This window comes from Streptomyces sp. NPDC044719 (assembly GCF_056433405.1).
Map to the genome: position 1 here is coordinate 381,072 of NZ_JBWKHE010000007.1, position 17,352 is coordinate 398,423.

The following is a 17,352-nucleotide window of genomic DNA, read 5'->3' on the forward strand; positions in this document are numbered from 1 at the left end:
ATCAAGGCTCCGGCGTGCCTCCCAGTGAAGGCGACGATGTAAAGGCGACGATCATGGATCCGGCCGCGGTGACTCCGCTTCCCGCCGGCATCAGCCTGCGCGAGTTGCTGATGGCTCTGGGCGATTCGCTGGTGGAGGTGCAGGCCGCTCCCGCCGGACTGGACGTCGAGATCCGTGGCGTGGCCCTGCTCGATCCCGAGGAGCCGCCGGCCAGCCGGCCGGGCGAGCTGGTGCTCGTGATCGGCGCTCGTGGCCGAGCCGCCTATCCCGCGCTGCGGGCCGCCGGGCGCGACGGAGCCGCCGGCGTCGTGGTCAAACTGGATGGTCCCGGCCAGGCCGCGGCCCTCAGCGAGACCGCCACCGAGGCCGGGGTCGCCCTGCTCTCGTTGCGCGGAGAAGCACGCTGGGAACAGGTGAACGCGTTGGCCCGCGCCGCCCTCGACGACGCGCCCCCGGGCCACCTCGGCGAAGCCGAGGAGAGCGACCTGTTCTCGCTCGCCCAGACCACCGCCATCCTCACCAGCGGCATCGTCAGCATCGAGGACACCGCCAACCGGGTGCTGGCGTACTCGCGCTCCACCGACTCCGACGAGATCGACGACCTGCGGCGGCGGTCCATCCTCGGCTGGCAGGGACCGGAGGCGTATCTGGCGAAGCTGCGCGAGTGGGGTGTGTTCCAGCACCTGCACTCCAGCGACGAGGTGATCAGTATCGACAGTCACCCCGAGCTGGGGATCCGCCGTCGGCTCGCGGTGGCCATCCGGTCCGGGGACCGGCAGCTGGGGACCATCTGGGTGCAGGAGGGCCCGACTCCGCTGGCCGAACGCTCGGGCCAGGCACTGCTGGGTGCCGCCCGGGTCGCCGCGCTCCATCTGGTGCGCCGCCGCCGGGAGCTCTCCGAGGACCTGACGTTCACCCGGACCCTGCTGGCCGGACTGCTGGAGGGGAACACCGGGCCACAGCCGCTGGCCACCCACCTGGGATTCGACGCGACCCGCCCGGCCGCCGTCCTGGGCTTCTCGTACGGAACCGCGGAGGTCGTCGCCGCGGCGGAGCTGACCCATGCGGAAGTCACCAACCTGGTCTCCGTGCACATAGCCGCCCGGCATCGCAGCGCGCTGGTCGCGCAGGTCGATCCCCGCATCTACGTGCTCCTGCCCCAGTTGCCGCGCAGCATCGACATAGACACGCTGCGCGGCTGGGGTCAGGAGATCACCGACGCCGTACGCCGGCACCTGGGCCTGCCGCTGCGTGGCTCGGTCGGTTGTGTGGTGTCCACGCTCGGCGAGGTCACGGAGTCGCGCCGGGAGGCCGACCGCATCCTCGACGCCATGCTGGGAGCCGACGTACCCACCACGGTCGCCGCGTTGCCGGACATCCAGTCGGAAGTACTGGTCAGTGAGGTGCTGACGCTGCTTTCCGGCCATCCCGAGATACGGGATCCACGGCTGACCGCCCTCGTCGCCCACGACAGCCGGCACCAGGGCCGCCTGGCGGAGACCCTTCTGGCCTACCTGAATTCCTTCGGTGACGTAAGGGCGGCCGCCGCCCAGCTGCATGTGCACCCCAACACGCTGCGCTACCGCCTGCGCCGGGCCGAGGAGCTGACCGGCCTCGACCTGAGCCGTCCTGACCAGCGTCTGCTCGCCATGCTCCAGTTGCGGCTGCCGCCCGGAAGCTGATCCCGCTTCCCCTCCGCATTGGCGGGGCGTACAGCCATCGACGACGAATTCGTTCTACTGGACAAGCCTGCCGCCCCACGACGCCTCATACGCTGACGCAAATCTCCTCCCGGAAGTGAAACGGCCCGCCTCTCATGAGGAGGCGGAGCGCAGCGCGGACGTGCGGTGACGACCCCCTCACCTGCACGGCATCCGGATACCGCGCGCGCACCCTGAACGCTTTCGGATCCCTCAAGGCCGACCCCTCCCCCTGCTGTACCGGCCTGCTGCCCCAGCAACCACGGCAGCCGCTCCCCCCACGGCTTCCCAACCCCTCAACGGATGGATGTCGACATGACCACACGTCCCCCAGATGCTCCGGCCCCTGACACCGCCCCACCTGCGGACGGTCAGTCGTCCCCGGAGCAGGCAGGCCTGAAGGCCGGTCTCAAGAACCGCCATCTGTCCATGATCGCCATCGGCGGTGTGATCGGCGCGGGCCTCTTCGTGGGCTCCGCCTCCGGTATCGCCGCCGCGGGGCCCGGCATCCTGCTGTCGTACGCGCTGGTCGCGGCCCTGGTCGTGTTCGTGATGCGGATGCTCGGCGAGATGGCCGCGGCCTACCCGACCTCCGGCTCCTTCTCCGCTTACGCGGACCGGGCGCTGGGCCGCTGGGCCGGGTTCTCGATCGGCTGGCTGTACTGGTTCTTCTGGGTCGTCGTGCTCGCCGTGGAGGCGACGGCGGGTGCCGTGATCCTGGAAGGATGGGTGCCGGCCGTGCCGCAGTGGGCCTGGGCGCTGATCGTGATGGTGGTCCTCACCGCCACCAACCTGATCTCGGTCGGTTCCTTCGGCGAGTTCGAGTTCTGGTTCGCCGGCATCAAGGTCGTCGCCATCGCGGGCTTCATCCTCCTGGGCGTCCTGGCGATCTTCGGTGTGCTTCCCGGCACCGACCACGCCGCCACGGGCTTCGGCAACCTCACCGAACACGGCGGCTTCCTGCCGAACGGCTCCGGAGCGATCCTCACCGGCATCCTGCTGGTCGTCTTCTCCTTCATGGGGAGCGAGATCGTCACCCTCGCCGCCGCCGAGTCCCCGGACGCACGGCGGGCGGTCGCGAAGGCCACCCGGAGCGTGATCTGGCGGGTCGGCGTCTTCTACATCGGCTCCATCCTCGTCGTGGTCGCCCTGCTGCCGTGGAACGACCCCGCGATCGAGAAGAAGGGGTCGTACGTCGCGGCCCTGGACTCGATCGGCATCCCGCACGCCGGCGAGATCATGAACTTCATCGTGCTGACCGCCGTGCTGTCCTGTCTCAACTCCGGCCTCTACACCGCCTCCCGTATGGCCTTCTCCCTCGGGCAGCGCGGCGACGCCCCGCGGTCCTTCGTACGGACGAACGCGCGAGGTGTCCCGCAGCCCGCGATCCTGGCCTCCGTGGCCTTCGGCTTCGTGGCGGTCGCCTTCAACTACCTGTGGCCCGACACGGTGTTCCAGTTCCTGCTGAACTCCTCGGGTGCGGTCGCGCTCTTCGTGTGGCTGGTCATCTGCTTCTCGCAGCTGCGGATGCGGGGGATCATCCTGCGCGAGAACCCGGAGAAGCTCGTCGTCCGGATGTGGCTGTTCCCGTATCTGACGTGGGTGACGATCGCGATGATCGCGTTCGTGCTCCTCTACATGCTCACCGACGGCAAGGAGGGCGGCGGACGCAGCCAGGTACTGCTCTCCCTGCTCGTGGCCGCCCTGGTGATCGCGATCGCGCTGGTCCGGGAGCGGAGGCGCCCGGTGAACGCCAAGGACGCGGTCGCGCCTCAGTAGCAGCGGCGGACGCTGCGCTTGGCTTGCCCCTCCTCAGTCCGGCTTCCGGTCGACCGGAAGTGGGACTGAGGAGGGGCGGTTGTGCCCGTCGAAACGGGAGGCCGGGGCATTGCCCCATCGTGCCGAGAGGCGCGGCACGTGATCCACCCACGCCATGTCGGCCTCCGCGATGAGCGACCCGTCGGCCACGGTCGCGGGGGTCACGCCGGTGAACGCCACGACGTCCCGGTGCAGATGCGACTGGTCGGCGTAGCCACAGTCGGCCGCGACCCTGGCCGCCTCCTGGCCCCCGGCCAGGCGGGTGGCGGCCCAGTCGAAGCGGACGAGCTTCACGGCGCGCTTGGGCGGCATTCCGAGCTGCGCGTGGAAGCGGGACCACAGGCGCTTACGGCTCCAGCCCAGCTCGTCGGCCAGCTCCTCGACCCTCACCTGGCCGTGCCCGGCGACGATACGGTCCCAGGCCCAGGCCAGCTCCGGCTCGATCGCGGGCCCCGCGGGGGACAGCCGGGCGAGGAACGCTTCGACGAGCGCGAAGCGTTCCTCCCACGAGGCGGTCCCGGCCAGCCGCTCGCGCAGCCGGGATGCCCGCCGCTCTCCCCACAGGTCGTCCAGGGCCACCACTGAGCTCTCCAGCTCAGCAGGACCCACGCCCAGCACGGCGCGCGCGATGGCGGGGGACAGGCGCACCTGCATCCACTCCACGTTCGCGGCTCGCACCCGCGCCGCACCGCCGACGCCGAACCCGAGTCCCGTGACGAGGCTGCCGCGATGCCGCCGCCCCGTCGGCTCGTCGATGCCGAGCGCCGCCTCGCCGCAGGCCAGCGCCAGCGTCAGCACGGGGTGCGGGTCGAGCCGGTGGTCGACCGGAGCCGGTCCGCGGTCGCGCAGCCCTGCCAGGACGACACCGGGTACGCGGCTCGGCCGGGCCGGGCGCGTGACCTCCCACACGGGGACAGCGACGCGCCGGCGCACGGCAGTTGACATGCGTCCATGCTACGGCCCGCCCGGACGGAACATCCGGACGGAACATCTGGACGGAACGTCTGGGCGGAACATTTCTCCAAGCCACCGGGCCGCAGCCGCGGTGAAGGTGAGCGCATGACTTCCACCGGAACCACCGCGCCGCCACCACCGGGCGCGGCCCGACTGTTGCGCCCGTACGCGGGCGGCTTCGCCGTCGTCATCGTCCTCCAGGTCATCGGCGCCGTCGCCGGCCTGGCGCCGCTGCTCGCGGTCGTCGAGCTCGGCCGTACGCTGCTGGCGCCGGGACCGGCCGACGACGGGCACGTGCGCGGCGTCGTGATCGCGGGCGCGGCCGGGCTCCTCGTACGGCTGCTGTTCACCGCCGCCTCGTCCGGCGTCGGACACCTCCTCGACACCCGGGTGCAGCTGTCACTGCGCCGGCAACTCGCCGCGCGGCTCGGGCGGGTGCCGATCGGCTGGCTTGCGCGGCGGCGCAACGGGGAGCTGGCGAAGCTGGTGGGCGAGGACGTCAGCGCCGTGCACCCGCTCATCGCCCACACGCCGGGCGAGCTGGTCTCCGCCTTCGTGGTGCCGCTGGTCTCGCTCGGCTACCTCCTCACCGTGGACTGGCGGATGACGCTGATCACGCTGATCCCCGTGCTGCTGGCCATCGCGCTGGTGCCGCTGATGATGACCCCCACGCGGCTGCGCGAGCAGAAGGAGTTCGACGCCGCGATGGGGCGGATCTCGGCGTCGGTGGTCGAGTTCGTGCAGGGCATCGCGGTGGTGAAGGCGTTCGGCGGGTCGGAACGGGCGCACGGCAAGTTCCGTACAGCGGTGGATGACTTCACCCGGAGCTTCTACCGGATGGTGCGCGGTCTCTCCGGGGTGGCCGCCGGGATGCAGGTGGCGCTGTCGCCGCCGTTCGTGCTGCTGGCGGTGCTGGCCGGCGGCGCGTACCGGATCACCGGGGGCGGGCTCGCCCCGGCGGATCTGCTGCCGTTCCTGCTCCTCGGCCTCGGTCTGACCGCGCCCGTGGCCGCGCTCGGGCACGGCTTCGACGACCTGCAGGCCGCGCGGCGAGCCGTCGGCCGCATCCGGGACGTACTCGCCGAGCCGTCGCTGCCCGAGCCCGTACGGCCGGTGGTACCCGATGGACACCGTGTGGAGCTGCGGGACGTCCGCTTCGGGTACGACGGTGCCGGGGCCGGGCGCGAGGTGCTGCGCGGGATCGACCTGGTGCTGGAGCCGGGGACGATCACCGCCGTGGTCGGGCCGTCCGGCAGCGGCAAGTCCACGCTGGTGCAACTGCTGCCACGGTTCTACGACCCGACGCACGGCTCCGTGCTCCTCGGCGGCGTCGACCTGCGCGAGGTGGGCAGCCAGGAGCTGTACCGGCGGGTGTCCTTCGTCTTCCAGGACGTCCGGCTGCTGCGCGCCTCGGTTGCGGACAACATCGCCCTCGCCGTCCCGCACGCCGATCGCGACGCCGTGGTCCGCGCCGCCCGCCGGGCGAGCATCCACGACCGCATCCTCGAACTGCCCCGCGGCTACGACTCGGTGATCGGCGAGGACGCCCGCCTCTCCGGCGGCGAGGCACAGCGCGTCTCGATCGCCCGCGCCCTGCTCGCGGACGCCCCCGTCCTGGTCCTCGACGAGGCCACAGCCTTCGCCGACCCGCAGACCGAGCGGGCGGTGCGTGAGGCGCTGGCGCAGACCCGGGAGAAGCGGACGACGCTGGTCATCGCCCACCGTCTGGAGACGATCGCCGACGCCGACACCGTCGTGATGCTGCGCGACGGCGAGATCGTGGAGCGGGGCACGACCACGGAACTCCTCGCGCGGAACGGCGCGTTCGCCGAATTCTGGAAGATCCACGCCGGTGCCGGTGCCGGTGCCGGTGCCGGTGTCGCTGCCGTGGAAGGGGAAGAGGCCCGATGATCAGCGCCCTGCTGCGTGTGCTCGGCCACGAGTACGCCGGGCCGGTGCGCCGCACCATCACCTTGATGACGGCGACCGCCCTCGCCGAGGGACTGTCCTACGCCCTGATGGTGCCCGTACTGCGCGCACTCTTCGGCAGCACACCCGAGGACGCCCGGCCCTGGCTGGCCGCCTTCGGCGCGGCGGTCGCGGTGTCCGCGGTGCTGCGGTACGTCAGCGACCGCTCCGGTTTCCGCGTGGGCACCACACTGCTGCACGGCATGTACGAGCGCCTCGGCACACACCTCGCCCGGTTGCCCATCGGCTGGTACCGACCCGGCCGCACCGGCGAGGTGTCCGTCCTCGCCAGTCAAGGCGTGTTGCAGGCGATGAGCGTGATCGCGCACCTGCTGGCGCCGTTCATCTCCGCCTGTGTGACGCCGCTGACGATCGTCGCCGTGATACTCGCCTTCAACTGGCAGCTGGGGCTCGCCGGCCTGGCCGCCGTACCGTTGGTGGCCGCGGTCCAGCTGCGTACGGCCCGCGCGACGACGGTGACCGACGCGGTGCGCGTGGAACGCGAGCGTGCGGCCACCGGCCGTGTCATCGAGTACCTCCAGGCCCAGCCGGTGCTGCGAGCCGGCGGCCGCACCGGCGAGCGATTCGGTCTGCTGGACGACTCCCTGAAGGAACTGAGCCGCGCCTCCCGCCGCTCCACCCTTACGGCGCTGCCAGGTGTGCTGGGCCTCGCGGTCACCGTGCAGGCGGCCTTCACCGCGCTGCTCGCACTCGGCGCGTACATGGCCCTCGGCGGGGACATCAGCACGGCCGATGTACTCGCAGTCCTGGTGCTCGCCGCCCGCTGCGCCGACCCGCTGCTGTCCCTAGCCGAGATGAGCGGCGGCATCCGCGCCGCCCGCGCCGAACTGACCCGCCTCGACGACGTCCTGAACACCAAGCCGCTGCCGGAGCCCCGCGCACCGCGCGAACCGTCCTGCCACGACATCGAGTTCGACGAGGTCACCTTCCGGCATGGAGACCGCACGGTCGCCGACGGCGTGACGCTGTCCGTACCCGAGGGCCGGCGGCTCGCCGTCGTCGGCCCGTCGGGCGCGGGCAAGACGACGCTGCTGCAGCTGCTCGCCCGCTTCTACGACGTCGACGCGGGCGCGGTGCGGATCGGCGGCGTGGACGTACGGGAGATGGACTCTGCGGCACTGATGGCGCGGATCGCCATCGTCTTCCAGGACGTCTACCTCTTCGACGGCACGATCGAGGAGAACGTGCGCCTCGGCCGCCCGGACGCCACCGACGCCGAGCTACGGGCCGCGGCCGCCGCGGCCCGTCTCGACGAGGTGATCGAGCGGCTGCCCGGCGGCTGGTCGGCGGACGTGGGCGAGGGCGGGGCGCTGCTCTCGGGCGGCGAGCGGCAGCGAGTCTCCATCGCCCGCGCGCTGCTCAAGGACGCCCCGATCGTGCTGCTCGACGAGATCACTTCGGCCCTGGACCCGGTGAACGAGGCGGCCGTACACGCCGGCATCGAGCAGCTGACGGCGGGCCGGACCGTGCTGCAGGTGGCCCACCGCCTGGCAACCGTGCGCCGAGCCGACCGCGTCGCCTTCCTGGACGCCGGGCGGGTGATCGAACAGGGCACCCACGAGGAGCTGCTACGACGCGCCGGCCGGTACGCCGCGTACTGGGAACTGTCCCTAGCGGGGGCGGCGCGGAGCTGAGCCCGCACGCGGCAGCCGGGGACCGACACCCACTGCTAGCCTCATACGACTCTGACTGCTACTCACATAACACTACGGGGATCGAATTGCGCATCAAGCGAATAGTTCAGGGCGGAATGTCCGCACTGGCCATGGGTGCTGTCGCGGTGGCCATGGTGCCGGGCTCGGCGCAGGCGGTGGACTGGGACCACGGACCGCTGTACGACAGGGGCAAGCACGCGGCGGCCTACATCGAGGAGCACGGCGACCGCCTCAGGGTCTGTGACACCAAGAGCGACGGCAAGAAGGCGTGGGTGAACGTCTTCGACTACTACAGCGGCGATCTCGTGTACAGCCTCACCGACACGAAGAACGACGGTAAGTGCAGCTACCGGGGTGCCTCGGACGGCGGCAAGTACAACCTCGCGGAAAACAGCAAATTCGACGTCATCGTCTCGCATGAGCCCTCGGACAATTCGGGCTCCTACCACTTCCAGTTCCTCAACGATCACTAATACAACTCTCGTGACGGGCCATCAGGGACGCTGATGGCCCGTCGGTGAGCTCTCGGCCTCGTCCATGCCGCGGTGTCCAGTGCCGCGCTGATGGTCCTGGCCGTGACCGCTATCGCCCAGCCGAACCCCGGCAAGCCCCCTACCCGAGGGATACGCCTGTGGGTTCCCTCGCTTCGGAGGGTGCGGCTCGTACCCGTCCGGGCCGTCGAGGAGCAGAACGCCCTGTTCGCGCAGGACGGCGATCAACCGCGCTACTGCCGGTTGCGCACCCTGCGCCTGGTTGAAATACGGCATCGCGACCACTGGCACGCCCATGTGTACCGCCTCGCGCGTTCCCGGCGTGAGGCCTTGGCCGCTTGGTCCTTGCGCCGATGTCCTAACTCAAGTGATGCTGTGCCCAATCAGAGACGCTGCTCAGTCGGGCGGCCGCTTTGACAGGGGCACCGGTTCGGGTGGGCTGTTCCACCTCACGCCGCGGTGGCCGGACTCCGCGCACCCTCAGCAGTTCCACCTCGACCTGGAGGTCAAGGACCTGGAACAAGCGCAGGAAGACGTCCTCAAGCGGGGTGCCACACTGCTCGACACGGGTGATGGACAGCGGAGTTGGCGCATCTTCGGGGATCCGGCAGGACACCCGTTCTGTCTCGTCCGGCACTGACACGGGACGCCGCAGGGGCGCGGCCACCGTTGATCATGTGAGTTGTGTGGACTGACGAAGAGACGGTGGCCGCGGGCCACAGCATAGATCCCGCGCATTGGCGGGAGGCGTTCAAGGTGGCCATGGGCCGGATAGCGGGCCGGTTCGCGCGGGTCTCCTGCGAGTCGTGCCACACCGCCAGAGAGGCTGCACGCGCGAGGTCCGCCCCTTCCAGCTCGGCGATGACGGAGGCGATCAGCGAGGGGCGCGAGGGGCGCACACCAGCACCGCCGTCCGGCCACCGCCGGCCCGACGAGGGCGCTACTGAACGCGGCTGGTTGCTGAGGTTGCTGTACTTCGCTGCTGTACTGCCATCCATGGGCTTCGCTGTCACGCCAGTACGATCAGCCTCTTGCCCGAGACCGACCGCAGGGAAGGGACTCCAGTGACGGACGTGTCGTACGTGAGGTTCCAAGGAACGGTCCGCAACGAACAGGGCGCCTTCCCCGGCGTGTTCGGTCTGGCCAACCGACTAGCACGCGCGGGCAAGCTCAGCACAGAGCAGTACCGGTTTTGGCGAGCCAACAACGACTGGTACGACACCAACTATCCCAACCCCTCAGACGTCGATCCCCTCGTCTATGACCACGAAACACACCCTGGTGCCGTCGCCTGGTTCAAGTCCTCGTCCCTGGAACTCATCACGCGGGTGGACGGATACCTGGAACTGCTAGCCGCACATGGAGTCGAATGCCGACGCGTCGATTCTTCCGACCCCGGAAAGATCATCTATGAGGATGAGTACCAAGTCGTCGTCATCCCACACGAGCGTCACGAAACTTCGGTGACAGACGCCTGGTGTCCAGCTGGTCGTCCTGGGTGAGGCACGAAAGATCAAATAGCCGGAACAGTCCTGGGCAGGCGGCCGGCTGGTGAGCATCAGCTTGGGAAGCTAAGGGGCTCTGGGCTTGTTCCGGACCTGGCTTGCGGTGGAGGCACACAGACGCCTGGTGGGCGGTTCAGTGCGTTCCCCTCTGTTCCCCGTGGTTCCCCGCCCGATCTGGCACGCTTCTGGCACGAGTCATTCATCCTCGCACCTCTCCAAGACCAGGCTCACAGAGCCCGCTTCGAGTCCATGGCTCTCCTCCAGATGGAGATGAGCGCCATCAGGTGTGCCGTCCTGGGCCAGTGTGAGGAGGTGGTCGGCCAGGGTCTTAAGCCCGGCGGCGTTGGCCTCAATGACGATCTCTCCACCTAGGTTGCGGACCTCGATGCGCGCGCCCTCCTCCCACGTGAAGGTTCTGGTGGTGCCGTCGGTCACCGCGCTTACGTGAGTCGTCATCGACGGAGCATCGCTAGGTTCAGGGGCCATACCAAAGCATCGCGTACTCAAGGACCATCAGGCGTTGAGGGCGCCCGCTTTCAACTGTGGTGGTGGCCTCGGGGCTCGCGTACGCGGGTGTTCATCTGCGTTCATGGGCGGCTTGATCGTGGGCTGTACCCGGCTCTGGTCCCGCCTCCACGTGATGGCACCTTGGCCGCTGGGTGGAGCCGCCGGGCACGCCGACGCTGACGGAATTCCAGAAGGGCTCGGCCTCGCGGAAATGCCCCCCACTCGTGTGCCACCGGACTTCTGGGTACGCATGGCGTAGGGACGGGAGAGCAGAGGAGGCGATGGCCGAGGGATGGCGCAGAAGGTGCCTGAGGTCGAACAGTCAGAGCGAGCAAACGAGCGGTCGTAAAGTCGCAAGTCAAGCGTGGCCGGCCTCGACTGGAGCACCTGTCTGGAAGATCGCGCATGCGGATGGGTGCCTGATGTGGCGAGACGTTGACCTGGGCGTTTTCGAGGCGCTGTCTGAGGTTCCCCGTCGCTCCCCGCCGGTTGCTTCCTGATCGGGCACGCAGGAGGCACGTGTGCCCTCTGCCGCACTGTCAGTCGTAGGGCCGGGCCTTTGACACACCGGCACCGGGCCCAGGCGGGTGCTCACGCGAGCAGTGAGCGCCTCGCCTCGCGGCCTGTCTGCAACTAGCGACGGTAAGGGTCGTGCACAGTTGGCAGGTAGCCGTTCACTGCCCCAGTTCCGTAGGTCGCTCGATCGTTCTGTGCCTGTATCCGCCGTGCTTGCTCGATGAGGAGTCCGTCGGCGTTCTCGGTCCTGCTGTTGTTCCGTCGCAGGAGTACAAAGATCAAAGCCAGCGCTGTCGCCACCAGCCCGCCGAACAGGATGCCTAACTCGATCATGAGAGTCCCCAAATGTGAGCGCTGCCGGTAAGGAACCAGTCGGGTTTGTAAGCGACCGTTGGTCGTGCAGGTGCATCCTTCCCTCCAGGCTCGGCCATCACGCGACCTGACCTGTTGGCCAGCCACGTGCTCGACGGAGCGGGTTTGACCGGGAGCCCCTTTGGGGCGAGTGATCATGGCCTCGAAAGCTTTCGGCGCGTCGGGCAGTTTGTTGACCTGCCCGGTAAAGCACGTCGCGTGGTCAGAGAAGGGTTACGTGTTCGCCACGCGTAACGGTCGGCCTGTAGAGCCCCGGAACGTCTACCGGTCGTTCACGCGGGTGGCTGCTGATGCCGGGCTGCGGGCGGTTCGACTGCACGATGCCCGCCACGGCTGCGCCACGCTGCTGACGGCGGCCGGTGTCGCGCCGCGCGTCATCATGGAGATCCTCGGGCACAGCCAGATCAGCATCACGATGGACGTATGCACACACGTCGTACACGACACCCAGCGGGAAGCGATCAGTCACATGGACCGGCTACTCAAGCGCCGCTCGCCCGCTGCGTAGGGAGAACACCCGGGGACGTTGCAACGCTCGTGTGGACCTTGCATGCGGTCCACACGAGCAGCGACAAAACTGCCTAGTCACCGTGGCCGTCCTGCAGCACGCTGCGACGTTCCTGTTCGCGCTTGGAGTAGGCGGCTGCCCGGACCGCCTCGTCGCTCTCCAAGCCCGATCCCAGTGCGCCGCCCACCGTGGCGATCGAAGCGACGAACCAGGACAGCGTCCAGTACTCCGTGGCCTGAAGCGGGGTTCGTGTCACGGAGGCGAAAACTCGGTCGTTGAGGATGAACAGGGCCCACAGCAAGTTGATGACCATCAAACCCACGTAGCAGACGAGCACCCCGATACCCACGGTGACGACGGTCGAGGCGTTGTAGAGAGCCGCCCTCTTCCTCGCCTCCGGCGAGACATCTGCTGTTCGATGCCACAGGTTCGCGTCCACGATCAGCCAGCCGATCATGAGCGCGACAGACCCGACCATGGCGATCACGAGGCGTGGCGCGCTCAGGGACGAGGCCAGGCTCCAGACGGTGGAGTTCACGGTGGCGATGGCTCCCGTGGCGAGTGCGGCCGCCAGGGCCTTGGACAGACCCGGCACCAACCGCCACGGCCGGTTGGCGCGGACCATCCCGACAAGCACCCTGAGGTAACCGCGCGGCCCGCTCGCGACGTACCGCAGATCGGCGGTCTCCTCCTCATCGACCGGGCCCGGATGGACAGGCGCGAGACGACCGACGAAGGACCCCAGCAGCGGCTGACCTCGCGGAGCTCCCTCAGCCCCAGTGGCCCGCGGGCCCGCCAAACTGAGCACGGCTTCTTCCACGGCCCGCCGGGCCTTTGTCTGCAGCCGCCAGCCCCCCAGCGCAGGAAGGGACAGCAGCGCCAAGCCGTGTTCGTGACTCAGATCCACAACGAGCTTGCGCTTGTGTGAGTGCAGCGGAAGGTCGGTGAGGGCCACGACGATGTCCCAGTTCTCCGCACTTGCGCGGTCCATGATCCGGCGCATCAAGGTGGGCGGGTCTTCGGTCCCTGCGGTGAAGGGCTCACTGATCACCTCGACGTCGAATCGTCGCCCCTGGCCTGACTTGTCGGCGAGCCGATCAGGAAGTGCCCGGGCCATGCGCTGCCCGATCTCCGTCGGCGCGTCCGGGTCCGCGAGGAGAGCCACGACCGTTACGACCTGCGACGACACCGGCATGCCTGGACCCTTCTCGTCGGCTGCCCCCGCGTTCGCAAGTGCCCACAGATACCGCCGACGTAACGTCGACGCCGTGTGACATGCCGGCTCCCGCCGGCCGGTGCAGGCGGTATTGCCCGCTGCACGTCAGGCAACGGCACACCCGAACCAACGACCCCGGAAGCCTCAGGCGCGAAGTGGGGTGCGGGGCCGTCTCGTCGCCCTGCTCCAGCACCTGTGGACGCGGGTAACCCGGTACGAAAGGCGCCGTCCGCGTGACTGCCGTCAAACTGTGCCGTCAAAACGGCCCGGACCATGATCGGTCCGGGCCGTTTGTGCTGGTGCCCCCGGCAGGATTCGAACCTGCGACACCCGCTTTAGGAGAGCGGTGCTCTATCCCCTGAGCTACGAAGGCAGTGGCATCGGACGCAAGCAGCGGCGTGCCTGTGGTCTGGGAGGACCACAGGCGTCAGCGTACCGGATACGGGTCGGGTGGGTGTGGGGGTCAGGTCAGGGCGACGTGGGTGAAGCGCGCTGCGGTGTGGAGGTCCGACTCGATGCGGGTGGCTGTCGTCGTGAGTTCGGGGAGGAGGTCCGTCACGCACTCCCGGAGGCTGTGGCGGCTTGCGTGCATCGCTGTGTTCAGGGCGGAGACGACCCTGCCGGAACGGTCGCGGATCGGGACCGCGATGGAGCGGAGGCCCTCTTCCAGTTCCTCGTCCACCAGGGCGTAGCCCTGGGAGCGGACCGAGGCCAGGGTCTGGGCCAGTTGCGCCCTGTCCGTGATCGTGTGGGGAGTGAGGGGGCGTAGGTCGTGGGGGAGGGGGGCTTGGGCGGTGGTCCTGTCCGAGAGGAGGACTCGGCCCAGCGCCGTCGCGTACGCCGGCAGGCGGGTGCCCAGGGTGATGTTCACGCTCATCACCCGGCCCGTCGCCACTCTCGCCGTGTACTGGATCTCCTCACCCGAGTCCGAGAGCACCGCCAGTGACGTCGACTCGTGGATGCGGGACGTCAGGTCGTAGAGGTGGGGGTGGGCGATGTCGGGGAGTGTCGTGCGGGAGAGGGGCGGGAAGCCCAGGGAGAGGACCCGGGGGGTCAGGGCGAAGGTGCGGTCGCCTGTCGGCGTCACCAGGTCCAGGTGTTCGTAGGTGATCAGGGCTCGGCGGGCCGTCGCCCGGGCCAGGCCCGTCGCCTGGGCCACCTCCGTGAGTGTCAGCTCCGGCCTGCCCTCGCCGAAGGCCGTGAGGACCGTCAGGCCCCGCGCCAGGGATTCGATGAAGTCGCGGCCGAGTCGCTGTTTCGACGCGCCTGTCCAGAGTGCCAGGTCGGAGGGTGGTGCGCCGGGGGTCGGGGGTGGGGTGCGGAGCAGTTCCTCTTCCATCTGTGCCACCGCGGACCGCAACCTCGGCAGCAGCGTGGTGCGCAGGCTGTGTGCCGTGTGGCGGCTCGTGTGGCTGACGACGCTGGCCACGCATGCCGGGGGTCGGTGATCGCCGACGGGGTGAGGGGAGCGGACCGGTACCGAGACCGCCACCAAGCCCGGTTCGATCAACTGGTCGTCCAAGGCCCAGCCGTTCGCGGCCGCCTGCTCCGTGCGGCTCACGAACATGTCGTCGTCTCTGGCGTCCGCTCCGTACTTGCGCGGTGGTACGGCCGTGAAGGAGAGGTCCCTCGGGTCCGCCGCCCGGCGTTCGCGCCAGCGTTGCCAGTCGGTGGCCGTCCACTCCGTCGCGAACAGGGGGCCGGGGGCGGTGCGTTCGGCGGGGAGCAGGTCGCCGATGCGGAAGCTCAGGGACATCGCGCGGCGGCGGGTCGCCTGGTGGATGAAGCGGATGCCGTCGCGGTCGGCGACCGCCAGGGAGACCGACTCGTCCAGTTCGTCGGCCAGGGCGTCCGCCCGGGAAGCGAGCAGGGCCGGGAGACGCAGGGCGGCGAGGTAGGCGTTGCCCAGTTCCATCAGGCGGGGGGAGAGGTGTACGTCCCGGCCGTCCACGCGGACGTAGCCCATGCGGGCCAGCGTGGCCGTGATGCGGTCGACCGTGGAGCGGGCGAGTCGGGTGGCCCGTTCCAGGCCGCTCAGGCTCAGGGTGCCGTCCGCCTCGGTCAGTTCCCGCAGCACCGCGATGCCGCGTATGAGTGGTGTGACCGCCTCGTCCGGTGTGGGCGACCCGATCGCTTCCGGTGTGCTCGACCTGATGGCTGTCGTCGCCGTGCCACCCGCCTCGGCCGGCGTCCCGTCGTCATGCACCGGCCCCCCGTCCTCGTCGGCCGAGGCGGCGGACCCCTCGGGGTCGTCGTTCATGGGTGGCTTCGCTGGCATCGGCTCTCCGGTACGGCGGTCGCGGCAGGCCTTACGGTAATCCGGAGTCCGGGACGGGTTCCCGCTGGCGTCGCTACCCCCTCGTCACCCGCACCCGGTACCCGCCCTCATCCCCACCTCCCCCCTCCAGATCCACCCCCGTCACCTCGATCTCCACCCCCTTGCGCGGATCCCGGAACGTCTCCCCGGGCGTGAACGGCGCGTCCGACAGTTCCGCGTGGACGTTCGGCGCGCGGGTGCAGCCGCCGCTGTCGCGGCGGGAGTCGTGGACGGTGACCGGGCCCATGCCCGTGTCCACCTTCGCGTCGACCTCGTAGATCAGGACGCCCGGGCGGCACACCGCCTCGTCGTTGCCGGCGCGGGTGCGCAGTTCCACGGCGTAGCCGGTTGCGCTGTCCAGGGGGAGGACGACCAGCTTGGAGCCGCCGGCGCCGGCCAGCGGGGTCAGGGTGTACTCCCTGGTGCCGGGGGTCGCCACGCAGTGGACCTGCGTCGCGTCGAGCCAGCCCAGCTTCCACTTGTGCCAGCCGAGGAAGTCGTTGTTGGCGCCCCAGTCCTCGCTCATGATGTCCCAGTGGCCGACCGCGCCCCCGCCCTCTGCGGTGTACAGGTCGGGCAGGCCGAAGACGTGGCCGTTCTCGTGGGGGAGTACGCGGTAGCCGTTGCGGTCGTAGGAGCCGGAACCGTCGTCCTGGCGGGAGTAGACGAACGAGGCGTTGGCCACGGGGATGCCGTCGGCCGTCGGGGCCTCGGGGTTGCCGGCGAAGGTGACGGACAGGACCGTGTCGAGGGCGGAGGGGCCGGCGTTCGGGGTGACCAGCACGTTCACCAGGTCGTACGCGCGGAAGTCCACCTTGGGGTCGGCCGCGGCCACGAGATCCTGGACCAGGGTGCGGTAGCCGGGGTCGAAGGGGGCGCCGCGCTCTATGCCGTACTCGCGGAAGGACTTCGGCATCCGCAGCCACTCCGGGATCGGGGTCTCGGGGCGGTAGTCGAGGCGGCCGTAGGAGCTGGTGCGGAACCACTCGCGGGTCTGCGGGAAGAACTCCCGGAAGCGCTCCAGGGCGTCGCCGTCGCCGGGGGCGTCGGAGAAGTCGATCATCAGGGTGAGGGCGCGGACGGTGCCGGTGGAGCGGGAGTAGCCGTCGGAGGTGGGGATGCCCTCGGACATCTGGACCTCGCGGCCGCCGTGGATCAGGCAGGGGGCGTGCGAGGAGGTGCGGGACAGGGAGATCGGGCCGGCTCCGGCCGCCGTGGCGCCGGGGGCGAGATGGCCCGTGCCGGCCGAGGTGCTGACCGAGAAGGTCAGGGCGGTCACACAGGCCAGGGCCGCCAGACGGCGCCAGGGTATCCGACGGCGGGGCTGCTGAATCCGGCCCGAGCCGGCCGACCCGGTTCGGCCCGGCGCCCCGGCGGACCCGGTTCGGCCCGGCGCCCCGGCGGACCCGGTTCGGCCCGGCGCCCCGGCGGACCCGGTTCGGCCCGCCGCCCCGGCCGCCCCGGCCGACCCCGTTCCGCCCGCCGCCCCCGCCCGCCCCGCGCCCGGACGCCGCGTCCGGCCCGGGCCGGACGACCCCGCCGCGCCCGGCCGGGGTCGCTGCGGCTGCGGCTGGGGCTGCATGCAGGGGACCTCCCGCGCCACGGCAGCCGCCGGTCTCCGGCTGCACCCTTTCGCTCACCCTGCGTTGCGGCGGATGGGGGCGCGCGCTGGAGGAGACCGATCGTGGGTTTCCCGTCAGTAGCGCCCTGCCAGAAGCCAGCAGAGGCGCCCCGCCAGAAGCCAGAGACACTTGTGAGCCAGGTCACAAAGAAAAAACCCCAGCTACGGGAAATACCGGGGACC

At 69.9% G+C, this 17,352-nt stretch carries 12 protein-coding genes, 1 tRNA gene and 2 pseudogenes; 8 read left to right on the forward strand and 7 right to left on the reverse strand.

Translation table 11 applies throughout. The annotated features are described in order from the left end of the window. Window positions 1-53 precede the first annotated feature (53 nt). Entirely contained in the window at window positions 54-1,682 is a 1,629-nt protein-coding gene (locus AC07DF_RS28430; RefSeq protein WP_478977304.1) for a helix-turn-helix domain-containing protein, read from the forward strand. A gap of 333 nt (window positions 1,683-2,015) precedes the next feature. Continuing rightward, the gene (locus tag AC07DF_RS28435) at window positions 2,016-3,479 is read left to right on the forward strand and encodes an amino acid permease (protein WP_478977307.1); all 1,464 of its coding nucleotides are present in this window, start codon (window positions 2,016-2,018) and stop codon (window positions 3,477-3,479) included. A gap of 33 nt (window positions 3,480-3,512) precedes the next feature. Here AC07DF_RS28435 and AC07DF_RS28440 read toward each other — a convergent pair whose 3' ends face one another. Further along, on the reverse strand, window positions 3,513-4,463 hold the full coding sequence (locus AC07DF_RS28440) for a helix-turn-helix domain-containing protein (RefSeq protein ID WP_478977310.1): 951 nt from the start codon (window positions 4,461-4,463) through the stop codon (window positions 3,513-3,515). A 114-nt stretch (window positions 4,464-4,577) separates the two neighbouring features. Between AC07DF_RS28440 and AC07DF_RS28445 the strand changes: the two genes are divergently transcribed. The 4 genes from AC07DF_RS28445 (at window position 4,578) to AC07DF_RS28460 (ending at window position 9,247) form a co-directional block, all read left to right on the forward strand. After that, window positions 4,578-6,383 carry an ABC transporter ATP-binding protein gene (locus tag AC07DF_RS28445; RefSeq protein ID WP_478977313.1) on the forward strand — a complete coding sequence of 602 codons (1,806 nt, stop codon included), beginning with the start codon at window positions 4,578-4,580 and terminating at the stop codon, window positions 6,381-6,383. After that, the gene (locus tag AC07DF_RS28450) at window positions 6,380-8,095 is read left to right on the forward strand and encodes an ABC transporter ATP-binding protein (protein WP_478977316.1); all 1,716 of its coding nucleotides are present in this window, start codon (window positions 6,380-6,382) and stop codon (window positions 8,093-8,095) included. The genes AC07DF_RS28445 and AC07DF_RS28450 overlap by 4 nt, the downstream gene beginning before the upstream one ends. Window positions 8,096-8,211: 116 nt before the next feature. Further along, on the forward strand, window positions 8,212-8,589 hold the full coding sequence (locus AC07DF_RS28455; RefSeq protein ID WP_478977319.1) for a hypothetical protein: 378 nt from the start codon (window positions 8,212-8,214) through the stop codon (window positions 8,587-8,589). Between the two features lie 388 nt (window positions 8,590-8,977). Then, on the forward strand, window positions 8,978-9,247 hold the full coding sequence (locus AC07DF_RS28460; protein ID WP_478977937.1) for a VOC family protein: 270 nt from the start codon (window positions 8,978-8,980) through the stop codon (window positions 9,245-9,247). A 148-nt stretch (window positions 9,248-9,395) separates the two neighbouring features. On the opposite strand, the pseudogene AC07DF_RS28465 reads toward AC07DF_RS28460, so the two are convergent. Next, window positions 9,396-9,605 (reverse strand): annotated as a pseudogene (locus AC07DF_RS28465) (hypothetical protein); the annotation flags it as partial. Between the two features lie 33 nt (window positions 9,606-9,638). On the opposite strand from AC07DF_RS28465, the gene AC07DF_RS28470 reads away from it, so the two are divergent. Beyond that, window positions 9,639-10,109 carry a hypothetical protein gene (locus AC07DF_RS28470; RefSeq protein ID WP_478977322.1) on the forward strand — a complete coding sequence of 157 codons (471 nt, stop codon included), beginning with the start codon at window positions 9,639-9,641 and terminating at the stop codon, window positions 10,107-10,109. Window positions 10,110-10,307: 198 nt separating this feature from the next. Here the strand turns inward: AC07DF_RS28470 and AC07DF_RS28475 are convergent, their stop codons facing one another. Then, complete coding sequence (locus AC07DF_RS28475) at window positions 10,308-10,568, reverse strand: Imm32 family immunity protein (RefSeq protein ID WP_478977325.1); 261 nt, start codon at window positions 10,566-10,568, stop codon at window positions 10,308-10,310. A gap of 1,138 nt (window positions 10,569-11,706) precedes the next feature. Between AC07DF_RS28475 and AC07DF_RS28480 the strand changes: the two are divergent. After that, a pseudogene (locus AC07DF_RS28480) lies at window positions 11,707-12,015 on the forward strand (tyrosine-type recombinase/integrase); the annotation flags it as partial. Between the two features lie 73 nt (window positions 12,016-12,088). On the opposite strand, the gene AC07DF_RS28485 reads toward AC07DF_RS28480, so the two are convergent. The 4 genes from AC07DF_RS28485 to AC07DF_RS28500 form a co-directional block, all read right to left on the reverse strand. Next, window positions 12,089-13,210, reverse strand: coding sequence for a hypothetical protein (locus AC07DF_RS28485; protein ID WP_478977328.1), 1,122 nt, complete (start codon window positions 13,208-13,210; stop codon window positions 12,089-12,091). Between the two features lie 318 nt (window positions 13,211-13,528). Continuing rightward, window positions 13,529-13,604, reverse strand: a tRNA-Arg gene (locus tag AC07DF_RS28490). A gap of 90 nt (window positions 13,605-13,694) precedes the next feature. Beyond that, complete coding sequence (locus AC07DF_RS28495) at window positions 13,695-15,491, reverse strand: IclR family transcriptional regulator domain-containing protein (RefSeq protein WP_478977331.1); 1,797 nt, start codon at window positions 15,489-15,491, stop codon at window positions 13,695-13,697. Window positions 15,492-15,582: 91 nt separating this feature from the next. Then, a complete protein-coding gene (locus AC07DF_RS28500; protein WP_478977334.1) occupies window positions 15,583-16,827 on the reverse strand; it encodes a M6 family metalloprotease domain-containing protein in 1,245 nt (414 codons plus the stop codon). Window positions 16,828-17,352 lie beyond the last annotated feature (525 nt).

Coding starts and splice junctions, on each gene's coding strand:
- AC07DF_RS28440 (WP_478977310.1), bottom strand. CDS start 4,463: ATGTCAACTGCCGTGCGCCGGCGCGTCGCTGTCCCCGTGTGGGAGGTC.
- AC07DF_RS28485 (WP_478977328.1), bottom strand. CDS start 13,210: ATGCCGGTGTCGTCGCAGGTCGTAACGGTCGTGGCTCTCCTCGCGGAC.
- AC07DF_RS28475 (WP_478977325.1), bottom strand. CDS start 10,568: ATGACGACTCACGTAAGCGCGGTGACCGACGGCACCACCAGAACCTTC.
- AC07DF_RS28455 (WP_478977319.1), top strand. CDS start 8,212: ATGTCCGCACTGGCCATGGGTGCTGTCGCGGTGGCCATGGTGCCGGGC.
- AC07DF_RS28495 (WP_478977331.1), bottom strand. CDS start 15,491: ATGAACGACGACCCCGAGGGGTCCGCCGCCTCGGCCGACGAGGACGGG.
- AC07DF_RS28450 (WP_478977316.1), top strand. CDS start 6,380: ATGATCAGCGCCCTGCTGCGTGTGCTCGGCCACGAGTACGCCGGGCCG.
- AC07DF_RS28430 (WP_478977304.1), top strand. CDS start 54: ATGGATCCGGCCGCGGTGACTCCGCTTCCCGCCGGCATCAGCCTGCGC.
- AC07DF_RS28460 (WP_478977937.1), top strand. CDS start 8,978: ATGCTGTGCCCAATCAGAGACGCTGCTCAGTCGGGCGGCCGCTTTGAC.
- AC07DF_RS28445 (WP_478977313.1), top strand. CDS start 4,578: ATGACTTCCACCGGAACCACCGCGCCGCCACCACCGGGCGCGGCCCGA.
- AC07DF_RS28435 (WP_478977307.1), top strand. CDS start 2,016: ATGACCACACGTCCCCCAGATGCTCCGGCCCCTGACACCGCCCCACCT.